The 16,335-nt window shown below is 37.2% G+C and carries 16 protein-coding genes; 3 read left to right on the forward strand and 13 right to left on the reverse strand.

Translation table 11 applies throughout. The features are described from left to right. Window positions 1–58: 58 nt before the first annotated feature. The 8 genes from RBB48_RS05720 to RBB48_RS05755 all read right to left on the reverse strand — a co-directional run bounded on the left by RBB48_RS05720 (window position 59) and on the right by RBB48_RS05755 (window position 7,798). Window positions 59–307 carry a spore coat protein gene (locus RBB48_RS05720; protein WP_097891384.1) on the reverse strand — a complete coding sequence of 83 codons (249 nt, stop codon included), beginning with the start codon at window positions 305–307 and terminating at the stop codon, window positions 59–61. 13 nt (window positions 308–320) lie between these two features. Then, window positions 321–506 carry a hypothetical protein gene (locus RBB48_RS05725; RefSeq protein WP_001180550.1) on the reverse strand — a complete coding sequence of 62 codons (186 nt, stop codon included), beginning with the start codon at window positions 504–506 and terminating at the stop codon, window positions 321–323. Between the two features lie 115 nt (window positions 507–621). Beyond that, the gene (locus RBB48_RS05730) at window positions 622–1,179 is read right to left on the reverse strand and encodes a TetR/AcrR family transcriptional regulator (RefSeq protein WP_306007455.1); all 558 of its coding nucleotides are present in this window, start codon (window positions 1,177–1,179) and stop codon (window positions 622–624) included. Between the two features lie 3 nt (window positions 1,180–1,182). After that, window positions 1,183–1,905, reverse strand: coding sequence for an MBL fold metallo-hydrolase (locus RBB48_RS05735; RefSeq protein WP_306007456.1), 723 nt, complete (start codon window positions 1,903–1,905; stop codon window positions 1,183–1,185). Between the two features lie 145 nt (window positions 1,906–2,050). Then, window positions 2,051–3,835, reverse strand: a complete 1,785-nt coding sequence (locus RBB48_RS05740) for an acyl-CoA dehydrogenase family protein (RefSeq protein ID WP_483861669.1) — start codon at window positions 3,833–3,835, stop codon at window positions 2,051–2,053. Window positions 3,836–3,950: 115 nt separating this feature from the next. Next, entirely contained in the window at window positions 3,951–4,094 is a 144-nt protein-coding gene (locus RBB48_RS05745; protein ID WP_306007458.1) for a hypothetical protein, read from the reverse strand. A gap of 128 nt (window positions 4,095–4,222) precedes the next feature. After that, the gene (locus tag RBB48_RS05750) at window positions 4,223–5,395 is read right to left on the reverse strand and encodes an acetyl-CoA C-acetyltransferase (protein WP_001206340.1); all 1,173 of its coding nucleotides are present in this window, start codon (window positions 5,393–5,395) and stop codon (window positions 4,223–4,225) included. 21 nt (window positions 5,396–5,416) lie between these two features. Continuing rightward, window positions 5,417–7,798, reverse strand: a complete 2,382-nt coding sequence (locus tag RBB48_RS05755; protein WP_000486366.1) for a 3-hydroxyacyl-CoA dehydrogenase/enoyl-CoA hydratase family protein — start codon at window positions 7,796–7,798, stop codon at window positions 5,417–5,419. Between the two features lie 237 nt (window positions 7,799–8,035). On the opposite strand from RBB48_RS05755, the gene RBB48_RS05760 reads away from it, so the two are divergent. Continuing rightward, window positions 8,036–8,182: a YuzL family protein gene (locus RBB48_RS05760; protein ID WP_001096344.1), complete on the forward strand. Its 147-nt coding sequence runs from the start codon at window positions 8,036–8,038 to the stop codon at window positions 8,180–8,182. A 97-nt stretch (window positions 8,183–8,279) separates the two neighbouring features. Next, window positions 8,280–9,119: a D-alanyl-D-alanine carboxypeptidase family protein gene (locus RBB48_RS05765; RefSeq protein ID WP_000831460.1), complete on the forward strand. Its 840-nt coding sequence runs from the start codon at window positions 8,280–8,282 to the stop codon at window positions 9,117–9,119. Between the two features lie 22 nt (window positions 9,120–9,141). On the opposite strand, the gene RBB48_RS05770 is transcribed toward RBB48_RS05765, so the two are convergent. The 4 genes from RBB48_RS05770 to RBB48_RS31840 form a co-directional block, all read right to left on the reverse strand. Beyond that, the gene (locus RBB48_RS05770; RefSeq protein WP_306007459.1) at window positions 9,142–10,059 is read right to left on the reverse strand and encodes a proline dehydrogenase; all 918 of its coding nucleotides are present in this window, start codon (window positions 10,057–10,059) and stop codon (window positions 9,142–9,144) included. Window positions 10,060–10,369: 310 nt separating this feature from the next. Next, window positions 10,370–10,615, reverse strand: a complete 246-nt coding sequence (locus RBB48_RS05775; RefSeq protein WP_087986005.1) for a YusU family protein — start codon at window positions 10,613–10,615, stop codon at window positions 10,370–10,372. Window positions 10,616–10,663: 48 nt separating this feature from the next. After that, the gene (locus RBB48_RS05780) at window positions 10,664–10,966 is read right to left on the reverse strand and encodes an MTH1187 family thiamine-binding protein (RefSeq protein WP_001018862.1); all 303 of its coding nucleotides are present in this window, start codon (window positions 10,964–10,966) and stop codon (window positions 10,664–10,666) included. 77 nt (window positions 10,967–11,043) lie between these two features. Then, complete coding sequence (locus tag RBB48_RS31840; RefSeq protein ID WP_306007460.1) at window positions 11,044–13,044, reverse strand: methyl-accepting chemotaxis protein; 2,001 nt, start codon at window positions 13,042–13,044, stop codon at window positions 11,044–11,046. Window positions 13,045–13,232: 188 nt separating this feature from the next. Here RBB48_RS31840 and RBB48_RS05790 point away from each other — a divergent pair, with 188 nt between their 5' ends. After that, on the forward strand, window positions 13,233–13,991 hold the full coding sequence (locus RBB48_RS05790; RefSeq protein WP_087986003.1) for a TrmB family transcriptional regulator: 759 nt from the start codon (window positions 13,233–13,235) through the stop codon (window positions 13,989–13,991). A gap of 30 nt (window positions 13,992–14,021) precedes the next feature. Here RBB48_RS05790 and RBB48_RS05795 read toward each other — a convergent pair whose 3' ends face one another. Further along, window positions 14,022–16,178: a SpaA isopeptide-forming pilin-related protein gene (locus RBB48_RS05795; protein ID WP_098133965.1), complete on the reverse strand. Its 2,157-nt coding sequence runs from the start codon at window positions 16,176–16,178 to the stop codon at window positions 14,022–14,024. Between the last annotated feature and the right edge of the window lie 157 nt (window positions 16,179–16,335).

A 16,335-nucleotide genomic window follows, 5' to 3' on the forward strand; every position in this document is an offset into this window, starting at 1 on the left:
TATTGACATGCCCAAAACAAAAAAACGAGCGACTTCATTCGCTCGTTTCTTCATCCCATTATTCCGCACTTAATTGACCTTTTAATTGCTGTACAACCATTGGGTTAGCAGGTGCAGCTGGCTTATAATAACTCTTTTGCTTTGCGTACTCATACATATTACGTTGACGCATCTCATCCTGATTACGAATTTGGATTAACGTTTGATGTAACTGTTTATTATCAGACTGAGAAATATAATTTGCATAACTTGTTAAACTTGCATTCAATCCTGCTAAATAATCATTTACCATATCTTTTTCATTCATCTGTCGCTTCCTCCTATCCTAGAAAAGTCATCAATTGCTGTTTCGTATTTCGTGCATCTTGTGCATCCTTTTGTAGCATTTGTTTCAGTTGTGGATCTGTACAAGCCTGTGCGTACTGGTCTAACTTATTAATAATTGTTGCATGTCCACCAATTAAATGGCGTAAGTTTTCTACTTCAAGCTCTGTTAAATTTTGCATAGAATACTCCTACCTTTCTTCATACATTCTCCTTTAGTATTCTGTTCTTTTGAAATCATATACACTAAAAAACCTTAGAATTTCTCCTAAGGTTGCTGACTGTCTCGCTTCCTATTCACTCTTTCATTACATGTAATCCTTTAATAAACGTTTCCAATAATACATGTAAACTTATATCCAAATCTAACGGTAGACCAAATCCCCCTTGCTGTTCAATCGACGCAAACCCGTGACAAATACTTCTGAATCCACGTGTCGCATGAAGTGCATTCTCTCCTTCTAAGCCGTACTGTTGTAACACCTGAAGACAAAGCTTTACAATTCCGTCACCTGCTTTTCTTACTTCTTCATCTCGTAAAAAAGTTGCTTCATACAGTCCAGGATGTTTGCGTACGAATGCTACATACGCTTCTCCCAAAGCATGAATTGCTTCATCCATCCGTTTACCCTCGGCCGCTTCTTCCAGTCTGTTATACAGCTGTTTGATTCCGTAAATGCCAAGATTTTTCCGTACATCTTGTAAACCTTTCACATGATTGTATAGCGAGGGGGAACGTACCCCTAATGTTTGCGCTAATGAAGCTAACGTTACTTCTTGTATTCCATTTGTATCTGCAATTTCTGCTGCTGTTTCTACAATTTTCTGTAATGTAAGTCCGATTCTTGGTGACATAAATTAACCCTCTTTTCTACTTTCTATATTCCGCTTAGCTTCCTTAATAGCATGTTTTATGACAGTACCTGGATTCTTTATCATTTTCCCATGTCCTGCCGCAAGTAAGGAAGGCTCATATTCGCTTAGCTTCTCTGCACTTTGTAATGATATTTCTTTGCTCCACGTTGCCATCGCAGGAAACGGAAACCAAAATTTCATTTGTCCCGAAACAGCCATACCTCCTCTTGTTTGGAAGGCATCCCCGACAATCAGAGCTTTATTTCGTACATCAAGAAGCGACATGGAGCCTGGCGTATGTCCCGGCGTCATAATCGCAAGAAGCGATCCAACTCGGTCGCCATCTTCCAATAAAACATCAGGTACCGTTTTTACCTTTTTAGGTACACCGCCTTTTATCGGTATATTCGGTTCATCCTTTTGTAACGTCGTATCTCCTTCTAAAAGCTTTGCGTCCCGCTTAGAAATATAGACTGGAACATTAGGAAGCACTTCCTTTAATGCGTCTAATGCACCGATGTGATCATCATGCGCATGTGTTAATACAATCTTAGTAATTGGTTTCCCTATTTTCTCAGCCGCCTGTAAAATTCCTTTTGCGCTATATGGCAAAGCCGCATCAATTAAAGTTAAACCATCTTCTTCCTCGACAAAGTAACAATTCACAGGAAACACTCTTGGCAAAAATGACAATTGATATACCGTTTTTTCATGTATCACTCTCATATTTCCAGCTCCCTTTTCACGAAAACTAATATCATTAGTTTCATTATACTAATGGTATTAGTTTTTTGTCACTAAAATTTTCATTTTTGCAAAAAAAAAAAAAAAGAAAAGTAGCCGTTTATACGACTACTTTTCTTTACAGCTATTAAACTGTGTAACGCTCATCTTCTAAAATTTTCGCAGCGATTTCACGTTTCTTCGGAATTACGTTAAGTGGTGTGTGGCGAGTTAATTTACGTAATGATGATAACATCATGCGCAGCATGTCGCCGTTTTCAACTCCGATAAGTGTTTCTTTCGCATCTGCTTCGATTTCGTTGAATGCTTCTTGACAGAATACTTCAGTGTATAACACTTTTTGTTTATTCTTTTCAAGACCAGTTGTTTTAATTGCTTTCTCTGTACGAAGAACAGCTGACTCCATTGCGTAAAGGTTGCTTACGATGTCAGCGATATTCACAAGAATTTCTTGCTCTTTATCTAATGCTTTACCGTATTTTTGAGCAGCTAATCCAGCTACCATTAAGCCGATTTTCTTCGCGTTAGTTACTAAATATTTTTGAAGTGCTAATGGCTCATCGCCTACTTCTTCTGGCATCATCATCATTAACTCTTCTTGTAATTTTTGTGCTTTTTGAAGAAGTGGTAATTCACCTTTCATCGCTTTACGTAAGAACGTACCTGGTACGATTAGGCGGTTAATTTCGTTCGTTCCTTCGAAAATACGGTTAATACGAGAATCGCGGTACATTCTTTCAATCTCATACTCTGCCATAAATCCGTAACCACCGTGAATTTGAACACCTTCATCAACTGTATAATCTAGTACTTCAGAACCGAATACTTTATTTAAAGAACACTCGATTGCATATTCAGCGATAGAAGCTGCTACTGCTTTACCGTCCTTTACTTCCTCTTCAGATAATGTGCTCATGCGGCTTTCGAATAAACCTACTGTACGGTATACAGAGCTTTCAGCTGCATATGTTTTCGCTGCCATATTCGCAAGTTTCTCTTGAATTAATGGGAAGCGAGCGATTGGTTGTTTGAACTGTTGACGTTGGTTTGCATATTGTGCTGAAATTTCTACTGCACGTTTCGCAGATCCAACTGTACCAACACCTAATTTATAACGGCCGATATTTAAAATGTTGAACGCGATAATATGACCTTTACCGATTTCACCAAGTAAGTTTTCTTTCGGTACTAATGCATCTTCTAAAATTAACGTACGAGTTGAAGAACATTTAATACCCATTTTCTTTTCTTCTGGGCTTGTAGATACGCCAGCATATTCTTTCTCTACGATAAATGCTGAGAAGTGCTCTCCATCAATTTTTGCATATACGATAAATACGTCAGCGAATGCAGAGTTTGTAATCCATTGTTTTTCACCATTTAATACGTAATGTGTACCTTCTGCATTTAAACGTGCAGTTGTTTTCGCACCTAATGCATCAGACCCTGAACCTGGCTCTGTTAATGCGTATGCCGCTAATTTTTCACCAGTTGCAAGTAATGGTAAATACTTTTTCTTTTGCTCTTCATTACCGAATAACACGATTGGTAATGATCCGATACCTACGTGAGCACCGTGAGTAATTGCAAAACCACCAGCGCGCGAGAATTTCTCTGCGATTAACGCTGAGCTTACTTTATCAAGGCCAATTCCGCCGTACTCTTCTGGTACGTCAGCGCCTAATAAACCAAGTTCCCCAGCTTCTTTTAAAAGACGAACAGAACGATCAAACTCGTGTTGCTCTAAATATTCAAGCTCTGGAAGAACTTCATTTACGATAAAGTCCTCTGTCGTTTTTGCAATCATTTTATGCTCAGATGAAAAATCCTCTGGCGTAAACACTTGATCAATCGTAATCTCATCAACTAAAAAGCTACCGCCTTTAACCGCATTTCCTACTGTTTTTTCCATAAAAATTTCCTCCTTCATATTTTCATAAGCAGCTTCTTTCTTTTTGAAAGAAGCTGGCTCTCAATTTTCTTTTTTATAAACCTTTGTTGCTTCCATTCTTTGTATTGGCGGCGTCTCATTTTGAGCGAGCCGCTTCCACTTTTTTTAATCTAGTTCCAGCGGCTAGAATGTTCGGTGGCTTCTCTTCTTCCTGCGAGGCAAAGAACGCCTCTACGTCTGAAGCTCCATCCCCCTCACATTCTGAGCGAGCCGCTTCCACTTTTTTTCATAATCCAGTTCCAGCGGCTAGAACAATCGGTCGTTTCATCCCTTCCTGTGAGGCAAAAAGCGCCTCTACGTCAGGGCTTCCAACGCCCTCCTGTTCTGAGCAAGCCACTTCCACTTTTTTTATAGTAATTCAAACACTCCTGCTGCTCCCATTCCGCCGCCGATACACATTGTTACGATACCGAATTGTTGGTTGCGGCGTTTCATTTCGTGAATAAGAGATAGTGTTAGTTTTGCTCCTGTACAGCCAAGTGGATGTCCAAGTGCTATTGCACCGCCGTTTACGTTTACTTTTTCTTCATCTAAACCAAGTTCACGAATAACTTGGATCGATTGAGAAGCGAATGCTTCATTTAGTTCGAATAGGCCAATATCAGATAGCTCTAAACCAGCTAATTTTAACGCCTTTGGAATTGCAGCGATTGGGCCAATTCCCATTACTTCTGGTGGTACACCAGCTACTGCAAATGAACGGAATTTCGCAAGTGGTTTCATGCCATCACTCACTGCTTTTTCACGATCCATTAATAGTACAGATGCTGCACCGTCACTCATTTGTGAAGAGTTACCAGCTGTTACAGAACCGCGAACGTTAAATGCTGGACGTAATTTACCTAAAATGTCTAGCGACGTTTCTGCTCTTACACCTTCGTCTTGTGCGAAAATGATTGTTTCTTCTTGCAGTTTATTGTTTGATCCAACAGTACGTAACGTTACATCTACAGATACTGTTTCATCAGCAAAGTTCCCTGCAGCTAATGCTTTCGCAGCACGTTGATGACTTCTTACTGCAAATGCATCTTGTTCTTCACGAGAAATTCCATATTTCACAGCAACTTGCTCTGCTGTATGTCCCATACCCATATAATATTCTGGAGCTGCTTCTACAAGGCGACTATTTGGACGAACAACGTGTCCCATCATCGGAACTAAACTCATTGATTCCGCTCCGCCTGATAATACAGCTTCCGAGTGACCAAGCATAATGCGCTCCGCTCCGTAAGCAATACTTTGTAACCCTGAAGAACAGTAACGGTTAATTGTAATAGCTGGAACATCGTAAGAAAGTCCCGCTAGTCCGCCGATATTACGAGCCATATTTAACCCTTGCTCTGCTTCTGGCATCGCACAACCGAAAATTAAATCATCGATTGGTCCTTCATAATTCGCACGCTTTAATGTTTCCTTTACTACTAACGCCCCTAGATCGTCAGGACGAACTGTTTTTAATGAACCCCTCTTTGCTTTTCCAATTGGTGTTCTTGCTCCCGCAACAATGACAGCTTCTCTCATGAACGATATCTCCCCTCGTTATTAGTTACGTAATGGCTTTCCTTTTACAAGCATGTGCTGCATTCTTGCTTGTGATTTCATCTCACTTACTAAGCTAATAAATGCTTCACGTTCTACATCTAATAAATACTGCTCATCAACTTCTGTTCCGTACGGCACTTTTCCGCCCGCGATGACATATGCAAGTTTCTTCGCAATGTGAAGATCATGTTCAGAAATGTAACCTGATAAGTGCATTGCTTCTGCACCAAGTACAAGAGTTGCATATCCTGTTTCACCAACAACTGGTATCTTTTTACGAATCGGCGCTTTATAGCCAGCTTCATATAAAGAAAGTGCTTTTTGTTTCGCATCATATAGTAAGTGATCACCATTCACACTAATACCGTCTTTATCGCCTAAGAAGTTGTTCGATACAGCTTCTTGTGCTGATGTAGAAACTTTCGCCATCGCTACAGATTCGAATACTTTATTCGCAACTTTTTGCAGATCAAACTCTACACCGTTTGGCATTTTATTTAAGTGTTTAATGTATAGCTCTTTATTACCGCCTCCGCCAGGGATTAAGCCAACACCAACTTCTACTAAGCCCATATACGTTTCACTAGAAGCTTGAATGCTCGCTGCTGGTAAACAAACTTCTGTACCTCCACCAAGCGTCATACCGTATGGTGCTGCTACAACTGGCTTAGAAGAGTATTTAATTTTCGTCATTGCATCTTGGAAGTTCTTCACAACCAACTCAATTTCAAAGTAGTTGTCATCTTGCGCTTCCATTAAGATCATTGCTAAGTTCGCACCAACGCAGAAGTTCTTCGATTGGTTACCGATAACAAGACCTTTATAATTCTTTTCTACTTCATCAACAGCGTAGTTAATCATTTGCGTAATATCCATACCGATTGCATTGCTCTTCGAATGGAATTCTAAGCAAAGGATGCCGTCACCTAAATCAATTAAGCTTGCTCCGCTATTTTTCTTTAATACGCCATTTTTCGCTTTTAATTGCTTAAGAGAAATTGCCTTTTTATTACGTTCGATTAGCTTATATTCGCCATTATCGTAATAGTAGCTATCTCCGTTATCATGTTTGTAGAAAGTAGTGAAACCTTTCTCTAACATTTCTTTCACCCAAGTCGGAACAACTACGCCGTTTTCTTCCATCTTTTGAACGGACTTTTCAACGCCGATTGCATCCCAAACTTCAAACGGTCCTTGCTCCCAGCCGAAGCCCCACTTCATCGCTTGGTCAATTGCAACGATATCGTCAGCAATTTCTTTATGAAGTTTTGCAGAGTATAAAAGAGTTGGTGTGATGATGTTCCATAATAACTCTCCTGCGCGGTCTTTCGCGTATACAAGCGCTTTCAATTTATTCGATAAACCTTTTTCTTGTTTACTTAACTCGATAGATGCCGCTTTTAATTTTTTGCGGGCTTCGTATTCCATCGTTTCAGGATTTAGTTCTAAAATTTCTTTTCCTTGTTTTAAGAAGAAGCCTTGACCTGTTTTGCTTCCAAGCCATTTTTTATCAAGCATGTCATGCATGAAAGCTGGTACTTTAAATACATCACGCTCTTCTTCTTGTACGTTTTCATATACGTTATTTGCAACGTGTACGAATGTATCTAAACCGACAACATCTAATGTACGGAACGTTGCACTCTTCGGACGACCAATAAGTGGGCCTGTTACAGAATCAACTTCCCCAATGCTATAGCCGCGTTTTATCATCTCTTGAAGAGTTACTAATAAACCATACGTACCGATGCGGTTTCCAATAAAGTTTGGTGTGTCTTTTGCGATAACAACGCCTTTTCCAAGAACATCTTCGCCAAATAGTTTCATGAAGCTTAATACTTGTGGATCTGTTTCTTTCGTCGGTATTACCTCTAGAAGTTTTAAATATCGTGGTGGGTTAAAAAAGTGTGTGCCTAAGAAGTGCTTCTGGAAGTCGTCTGAACGACCTTCTGCCATTTTTTCTACTGAAATGCCTGACGTATTCGAGCTTACAATAGAACCCGGTTTACGAACAGCATCTACTTTTTCAAATAGTTTCTTTTTAATATCTAAGTTTTCAACTACTACTTCAATAATCCAATCTACATCAGCTAGACGCTCAAGATCATCTTCTAAGTTACCTGCTTCAATCAGTGCTAGATTTCCTTTCACTGTCAGAGGAGCTGGTTTTTGCTTTAATAGTTTTTGCACAGCCGTATTACTAAAACGATTTCTCACACTTTTATGTTCTAATGTAAGTCCCTTCGCTTCCTCTTCTTTTGTTAGCGCAGGTGGTACAATATCAAGCAATAATGTCGGAATACCAATATTAGCTAAGTGTGCCGCAATCCCTGAACCCATTACGCCTGAACCTAGAACAGCAGCCTTTTTAATTTGGAACATCCATTTCTCCCCCTATTCTTGAATGAATGCTCATTCAATTTTTCGACATAAGTCGCAATCAATGAGTGAGCCTCTACTAATAAATATATGATACAGTTTGAATTTTCGCAATATATTTATTGATAAAATTTTCTGAAATAAATATATTTCTTTCATTTGGCTATGCTATACATGTGTATTTTCTTCATTAAAATGCACTTTTCCTTTTTATAATCTGACGAAACTGGAGGAATATATATGGCAAAACTTAAGAAGAACCCTTCAAAGGCTGGAATTAGCGCAGCAAGCGTAACTGGAAATGCAGGTCCTCATAATCACGGTGTGGAAAAGGGCCGTCAAGGTAATAACCAACAATATAAGAAGCATAATATGGGCGAAAAATAACGGTATATTTTTGGGCAGAAAACGTGGCATAATGGGTAATGGCTGCTTTTTCTGCCCAATTTATTTGTACATATGGAAAACAAAAGAGGGAACGATGATGAAACGAACAATAGTTATGATTGTAATGATTGCTACACTATTTACAGGGATGATTTTCTTCTCTTATGCACAAAGGCAACAAGCTGTAAGAGCGGATCAACCTAACATTACTGGGCAATATGGCATTACAATCGATGCAGACACAGGTGAAATTTTGTATGGGAAACGGGAAGATGAACGCTCTTATCCGGCTAGTATAGGGAAAATGATGACTACCTTACTCTTACTAGAGAATGTAAAAGAAAATGAAGAAATTACAGTTACAGAGAACGCAATTAAAACAGAAAGTCAAAGTAAGAAAATTAAACTTCGTGCCGGGGAAAAGTTAAAGCGGGATGAGGCATTAAAGCTTATGCTTATCATTAGTGCAGACCCGATAGCTGAATCCATCGCAGAACATATCGCAGGATCAAAAAATGAATTTGTAAAAATGATGAATGCAAGAGCGAAGGAACTTGGTACAAAGCATGCGACTTTCAAAAACGCAAGTGGTGCTGATGCACTTGGAAATAAAGTATCGCCATATGACATTGCTATGATTACGAAAGAAGCATTAAAGTACCCAGTTGTTTTAGAATATATGAATTCAACACGTACAACTCTACATACTTCAGAACGCTCTCCAAACATCGCAAACTATGGACGAGAAGAACTATATGACGATCCATATGCAATTGGAAGTAAAAGCGGTCTATCAGCACTCGGAAAATATACGGTCGTAACAGTGGATGAAAAAGACGGTAAACGCGTCATTAATGTTGTTTTATCTTCTACTCGCACGCAGCTATATCCTGATACGAAGAAAATGGCACATTACGCATTTCAGCAATTAAAATAACCAAGGAGTATTTTCTCCTTGGTTATTTTTTAACCATACCTTTTAACACGAACGCAACGTTTGCTGGACGCTCTGCTAGACGACGCATGAAGTAGCCATACCAGTCATTTCCATAAGGCACATAAACACGCATTTTGTAACCTTCTTTTACTAGCTCAAGTTGACGCTCATTACGAATACCATATAACATCTGGAATTCAAATTGGTCTCTTGGAATGTTGTGTTCTTCGGCAAGTTTTTTTGTATATTCAATAATCACTTCGTCATGTGAAGCAATCGCAGTATAATTTCCATTTAATAAGTGCATTTTAATAATTTTTTTATAGTTATCATCTACATCTTTCTTCTCCGGGAACGCTACCTCTTCAGGTTCTTTATAAGCTCCTTTTACAAGACGTAAATTAGGACTATAAGCATTTAATTCTTCCATATCTTTTTCTGTACGATATAAGTAAGCTTGAATAACTGTACCAATATTATCGTACTCAGATTTTAACTGTTTAAAGATATCAATTGTCTTTCCGCAGCGTGTATAGTCTTCCATATCAATGGTAACAAACACACCATTTTCTTTTGCAGCTTCTAAAATACGGCGCATGTTGTTCATTACGATTTCATCAGAGATATCTAATCCCATAGAAGTCATTTTTAAAGAAAGCTGCGAATCAAGACCTTCTCTTCCAATTGCACGGATTGCTTCAATCGATTGGTTAGCCATTTCATTTGCTTCCGCTTCATTATCAACGAATTCCCCTAAATAATCGATTGTTACACAAAGTCCTTGCTTGTTCAATTGTTTAATAGCTGCTGTCGCTAATTCAATTGTCTCCCCTGCGACAAAGCGACCTGCACCAAAGCGTAAACCGTACTTTTTAGCCAGTTTTGTTAGCGCTTTATTTTTTGACAAGAAAAGAAACGAATTTCGCATTAATTGTTCCATGTAATTCACCCCTATGACTGTAATTTATCTGTTTTTTACCCCTCTTCAAAATTATATCATTGTTTAAAATTATTGGATACAAATAATTATTTAGATAATTTATAAAATACTATAAAAACATTTAAAAACCTATATTCTCGCTTATAAATATGCAGGGAATATTTTTCGACATTTAGAAAAAACGACTTTACTAGGCACAAAATAAGCATGTCGAAAATATTCGACATGCTTATAAAACCCTTTATATTCCATGTAAATTATATAAGGATATTAATACAGAAAACTTGAGATTATATTTACCTCAAGTTTTTTATTGCTCATTTCTCTTCTCTTCATTCAACTTTTTAATATCTGTAATTAACTGTACCATCTCTTCTTTCGCATCAGGATATGTCTCATTCCAATGCTTCACTAAAGCCGGCATCGTCTTCGCTATGTAAGAATACAGTGCCCACTTCTGCACCTGTTCTTTTCTCTCTGCATTGCTCTCTCCAAGTAATAGTTCCGTGTATTTTTCTAGTAACCCGTCAAATTGTTCGTTAAACTTTTCACTCATCTTATCTACCTCCTATATGAAAAAAGCAGCGAAGATCGCTGCTTTTCCTTATAATTTTGATCGAACAGAGTTTAATTTCTTTTCCATCGTGCTTACTTTATCACGACGATCATCGATACGAATTGTTGTTGCAACGCGCTGTGCACCTTTCGTATATGGAACTTCATGCATTTGTTGAATTACTTCTAGAATGACAGGAAGATCTCCTTCAATTACTGTATTCATTGGTGTTAATTGATACTTCACGCGATCTGCATTTTTCTCTAGCACCTTTTGTACTTCTGCTACATATTCACTAACACTTGGATTACCAGTTCCTACTGGAATAATCGATACGTCAACAATTGCCATAGTAGTCTTCCTCCTATAATTGCTTCTTATATATCCATTGTCTATTTTACCGAAATACTCATCATTTTACTAATTTGTTATTCCTCTATTTTAAACTGCTCAACCAATCTTTCTAACTCTCTCATATGCTCCGTCAAACTTTCCATCGTATGAGCTACCTTTTCTAGATGACTCACTTGAGATTCAGTTGCAGCATTTACTTCTTCCGAAACAGCTGCGCTTTCTTGACTTGTACTAGCAATTGTATGCATTACCGTTGTAATTTCTCCTTGCTCGTAACCGATGTTATGTACCTCTTCTACAATTTGTTCGACTGAAGTACTAATTGTATTTACAACTGACATAATTGTGCGGAATTCCGTTTCTGCCTCTGTCGTAACTTTATTTTGTATATCTGCAATATCTTTTAATTTACTTATAACCTCTACAACTCGTTTTACCTCTACTTGTACATCGCCAATCATCGTTGCGATTTCTCCTGTCGCCTCTTTCGATTGTTCCGCTAACTTTCGAACTTCTTCGGCAACAACAGCAAAGCCTTTACCTTGTTCCCCTGCACGCGCCGCCTCAATCGAAGCATTTAAAGCAAGTAAATTCGTTTGATCCGAAATACCTTTTATAAGCTCTACAACATTTTGAATCGATCCAACTCTTTGCTCTAACTTTCCGGATGCTTCCTCTGTATGAACAACAATCGAAGATGATTGGCCCCTTGTACGAACTAAATTACGCATCGTATTTAATCCTTGCTTAGATGCCTCTTCAGCTTTGCCAGCCACACCTTTTATTTCACCAACCGAATTATTCATTTGTTCCACTGACTGCGCCATATTCTCGAGTTGCTCTGAAACTTCATCTACACTATTAGCAAGAGTAGAAGCTCCTCCGCTCACATCATCCATTGCACCTGATACTTCTCTACTAGCTGCTACAGTTTCATTCGTTAAATAATGTAGATTATTCGTTGATTGTTGCACTGTTGATACACTATTTTTAATTTTACTTACCATTTCATTCATTTGCTCAACCATATGATTAAAATGATTCGTCAGCTCTCCAACTTCATCCTTACTTGTCACTTTCATTTGCAACGTTAAGTCACCTTCTGCTACTTTTTGAACGTGATTTGTTAATAGTTGCAATGGTCTTGCTAATCTTCTTGAGAACAAGTATGAAGCTGCGATTCCAACTAATAAACTAATACATGCCATTATAAGGACTGTATTTCTCATACTATTTAATAGCCCATCAATCGTTTCTTTCGGATAAAAAATTCCTATTTTCCATTTCATCAAATCAAATGACTGGCTATAAACAACTACTTCTTCACCTTTTAATGTAGTGACAGCATATTTTGTTACCTCTTTATTTAAACTCTTCACAAGTGGCTCTTTCGAAACATCTTTCCCTATTTTCTCTGGGTAAACAAGAGCCATACTTTTATCATTTATAATAAACATTTCTCCGCCATTATTGTATTGAATATTATGAAGTAACTTCTGAATTGTTCCGAGCGATACATCCATCGCAACAACACCTAACACAGATCCATCTTGAGCTGTAATTGCTTTAGAAACTCCCACACTTAACTTACCTGTTGCAATTTCATACATAGGTTGTCCCCAGTGAACCTTTTTCACATCAGCTTCTGATTCTTTATACCATTGTCTTGTCGTTGGATCATATCCTTCTGGCACTTGTCCACCTTCAGCAAGATTGGCACTTAATGTTTTTTTATCTTTCGTACCAATATATAAGTCTAAAATACCAGGATGATTCTTTTTGTACTCTGAAAACTCTTTCGTCAAAAATGCTTCTTCTTCTGGAGTAACTCCGTCTTGAAGTATATTACGAACCATCTCACTGTTCGCATAATATCCCATATCTTCATCCGTTCTTTGAACAAATGTCGTAAGTTGCTCTGTCACAAGATCCATCGTATTTTGAGAATACTGGTCTAAGGAGCGCACTTCCTTCTCTTTCTGTAATTGATACATAGCTGTACCTAATATTACAAACATCATAGAAATAAGCACCGAAAATACTACCGCAATTTTTAAACGTAAACTTCTCAACATCTTCCCCCAAGCATCCCCTTCTCGTTGTATTGTAATCATATTAATCACTATATTAAGTATAATGGATAAAATTAAAAAATTGAAATTAATTCTCATCTCAATCTGAGTAGAAAACCTACTACCACTTGTGCAAAAACAAATAGTTCATTATCCTTAAGCTATATCATCTCATTCGTTCGGAGGGAACTATGTTACAAAAATTCGGTTTCTCACAATATGAAAGCCAAGCTTATGAAGTTGTCGTATCAAGCAATGAACCATTAGATGCTACAACAATTGTGAAGCATTCTGGTGTTCCAAAAGCAAAAATATATGAAGTGCTAGCACGCCTGATTGATAAAGGAATGGTAATGGATTCTGTTTCAGAAAAGAAAAAATTGTATACAGCATTACCACTAAAGCTCGCAATTGAAAAATTAACGACAGAATTTCAATCAAACATTAAAGAATTAGAAACGAATATATCAAAAAAATCATTTACAGATGACCGTGTGTGGAGCTTAAAAATGCAATCTTCTATTCGAGTTCAAAGTAAAGAACTCATCGAAAGTGCAAAAGAATCAATTCGCATTTCAGCTTGGAATGACACTCTTTCAGAATACCTTCCTTCACTAGAAGAAAAAGCAAAACAAGGCGTCAAACTCGAGTCCCTTATAGTTGGAAAAGTAGAAACAGACTTAGAAAACATGCATTTTCTAATCCCAACTGAAGAACCTAACGCATTAGAACGCTACTTGCTACTCATCGTTGACGACCGCGAAATTTTATTTGCTGGTGTAGAGCAAGAGTCATGGCAAGCGATGAAAACAATGTCGCAACCTTTCGTAAAGTTCTTTACAGAATTTTTCTATCACGACGTTGCACTTGCAAAAATTACAGAAAAGCATCTGGATCTCTTCATGCAAGATGAGGAAATTAAGAGTTTGTTGAGGAAGTTAAGATACTAAAAAAACGCCTCTATTACAAGGCGTTTTTTTCTACATTTCTTTTCTATTTTTCATCCTTAACACATAAGCACCAGCAATAATAAAACCAATTCCTAAAACGAATAAAGCCGTAAATTCATTGCCGACGCCGCCAGTAGCTGGTAAACGCACTTCATTATGAGTATTATGTTGTTGCATCGGCTTCACATCAGCGGAAGGTTTCACTTCTCCACTCGGTGTTGGCTTATTTGGCTTAGAAGGAAGTGATGCCTTTTCTTCTTTCTTATTTTTCACAATATGTTTAATAATTTCTCCATTCTCTTTTATTTCAAATGCAAATGTCTCTTCATTTATTACATATCCATTCGGTGCTATTGTTTCTTTATACGTGTACTTTCCGTATAGTAGTTTAAATTTCGCTACACCTTTTTCATCCGTTTTCCCTTTTACTACTTCTTTCCCTTGTTCGTTGTAGATTGTAAACTCTGCATTTGGCAGTTTCGTATTCCCATCCGCTACATCTACTTTCGTTATTTCTAAATCACCTTCTACTTTCTTATCTTGAACGATATGTTTAATAATTTCGCCATTCTCTTTTATTTCAAATGCAAATGTCTCTTCATTTATTACATATCCATTCGGTGCTATCGTTTCTTTATACGTGTACTTTCCGTATGGTAGTTTAAATTTCGCTATACCTTGCTCATTTGTTTTTCCTTTTACTACTTCTTTTCCCTGTTCATTATAAATTGTAAACTCTGCATTTGGCAGTTTCGTATTCCCATCCGCTACATCTACTTTTGTTATTTCTAGTTCACCTTCTACTTTTTTATCTTGAACGATATGTTTAATAATTTCTCCATTCTCTTTTATTTCAAATGCAAACGTCTCTTCACTTATTACATATCCATTCGGTGCTATTGTTTCTTTATACGTGTACTTTCCGTATGGTAGTTTAAATTTCGCTACACCTTTTTCATCCGTTTTCCCTTTTACTACTTCTTTCCCTTGTTCGTTGTAGATTGTAAACTCTGCATTTGGTAATTTTGTATTCCCATCCGCTATATTTACTTTCGTTATTTCTAGTTCACCTTTTATATTTTCATTTTTCAACTCTAATACAGCAGTTTCACCAGTTTTCACTTCAATTTTTTTAATACTTCCGTCTAACACATATCCAGCTGGCGCTTGAATTTCTTTGACGCTATATATACCGATTGGAAGATTCCCTAGCTCCGCAATCCCCTTATCATTAGTCGTGACATTTTGTTTAAAGTTTTCATTAGAAACTTCAAACACCGCTCCTTTTAATAATTCCTTTTTTTCTCCTAATTTCATAATCTTTAAAGAGCCTACTGATTCCCAATTTACAACTAAATCTGTACTGATTTTCTCACTATTTCTTTGTAACAATACCGTTGTATTTTGAACTTTTTCTGATCCTTTAAAAGCTATTGCTTGTAAATTTGTTAAAGTAGACTTCACTTTCATTTTAAAATTATCACTACTCGTATCTTTCGGGAATAATATTTTAAATTTTTCGTTAATTGATAATGTACTTTTTTCTTCTCCATTTTCATTTACAATTCGAAGCCCTTTAGGAGCATTTTCAGGAAGAATTGTATAAGAGCCAGAAACCGCATTTGTTTGCACTGCATAAAATCCTGTTTCTAAATAATTACCTTTTTGTGTAGCAGTTTGTGGATCTACAGGATTAACTTTAAAGAATACATCTTGTGATCCAGTTTCTTTTTTTGAAGCCTCTACTAAACGCTTCATAAGATTATGTACTCGTTCATTTTTTGCAACTAAATCTTCTACCGTTAATTCATTTGCTGCAATCCATACCGCTAATTGTGTAGCATAATGTGCTTCTTCCGTTGTCGCTACCTCTAATTCAGATGGGCTTTTTTGAGGATATCCATTTAATAAAACACGATATACGGCATCAGATGTCTTCCCCATTTCAGGCAAATCATCTCCATTTGGAGAACGCAAATCAGGCGTTAAACAATACGCAATACTACCCGAAGCCGTTTTAATTATTTCTGTTTTTATTTCACGCTGTTTCGAATTACTATAACTCCAATCCATTTTATATGTTTCTCTGTTCATTACCTCTGCCTTTACTTGTGGCATTGCAATTCCTAATAAAATAATAAGAGCGCTTAAAAAACTAAACCATTTACCTACCATCTTTCGTTTCATTCTCTCCACCACCATATATAAATTTCTACATGAAGCAATCTTACTGTTTCATTGTACTTATAGTGAAAAAAAGAGAATAGGTGGTTTTTTTGTAGCATCTTGTCGAATTGTTGAGAAAGTTCCAAAGTAATAAGCAACCTTTAAATTATTTGCTCTC

It is taken from the genome of Bacillus sp. MMSF_3353 (assembly GCF_030733445.1).
In the GTDB taxonomy this organism is placed as follows: domain Bacteria; phylum Bacillota; class Bacilli; order Bacillales; family Bacillaceae_G; genus Bacillus_A; species Bacillus_A wiedmannii.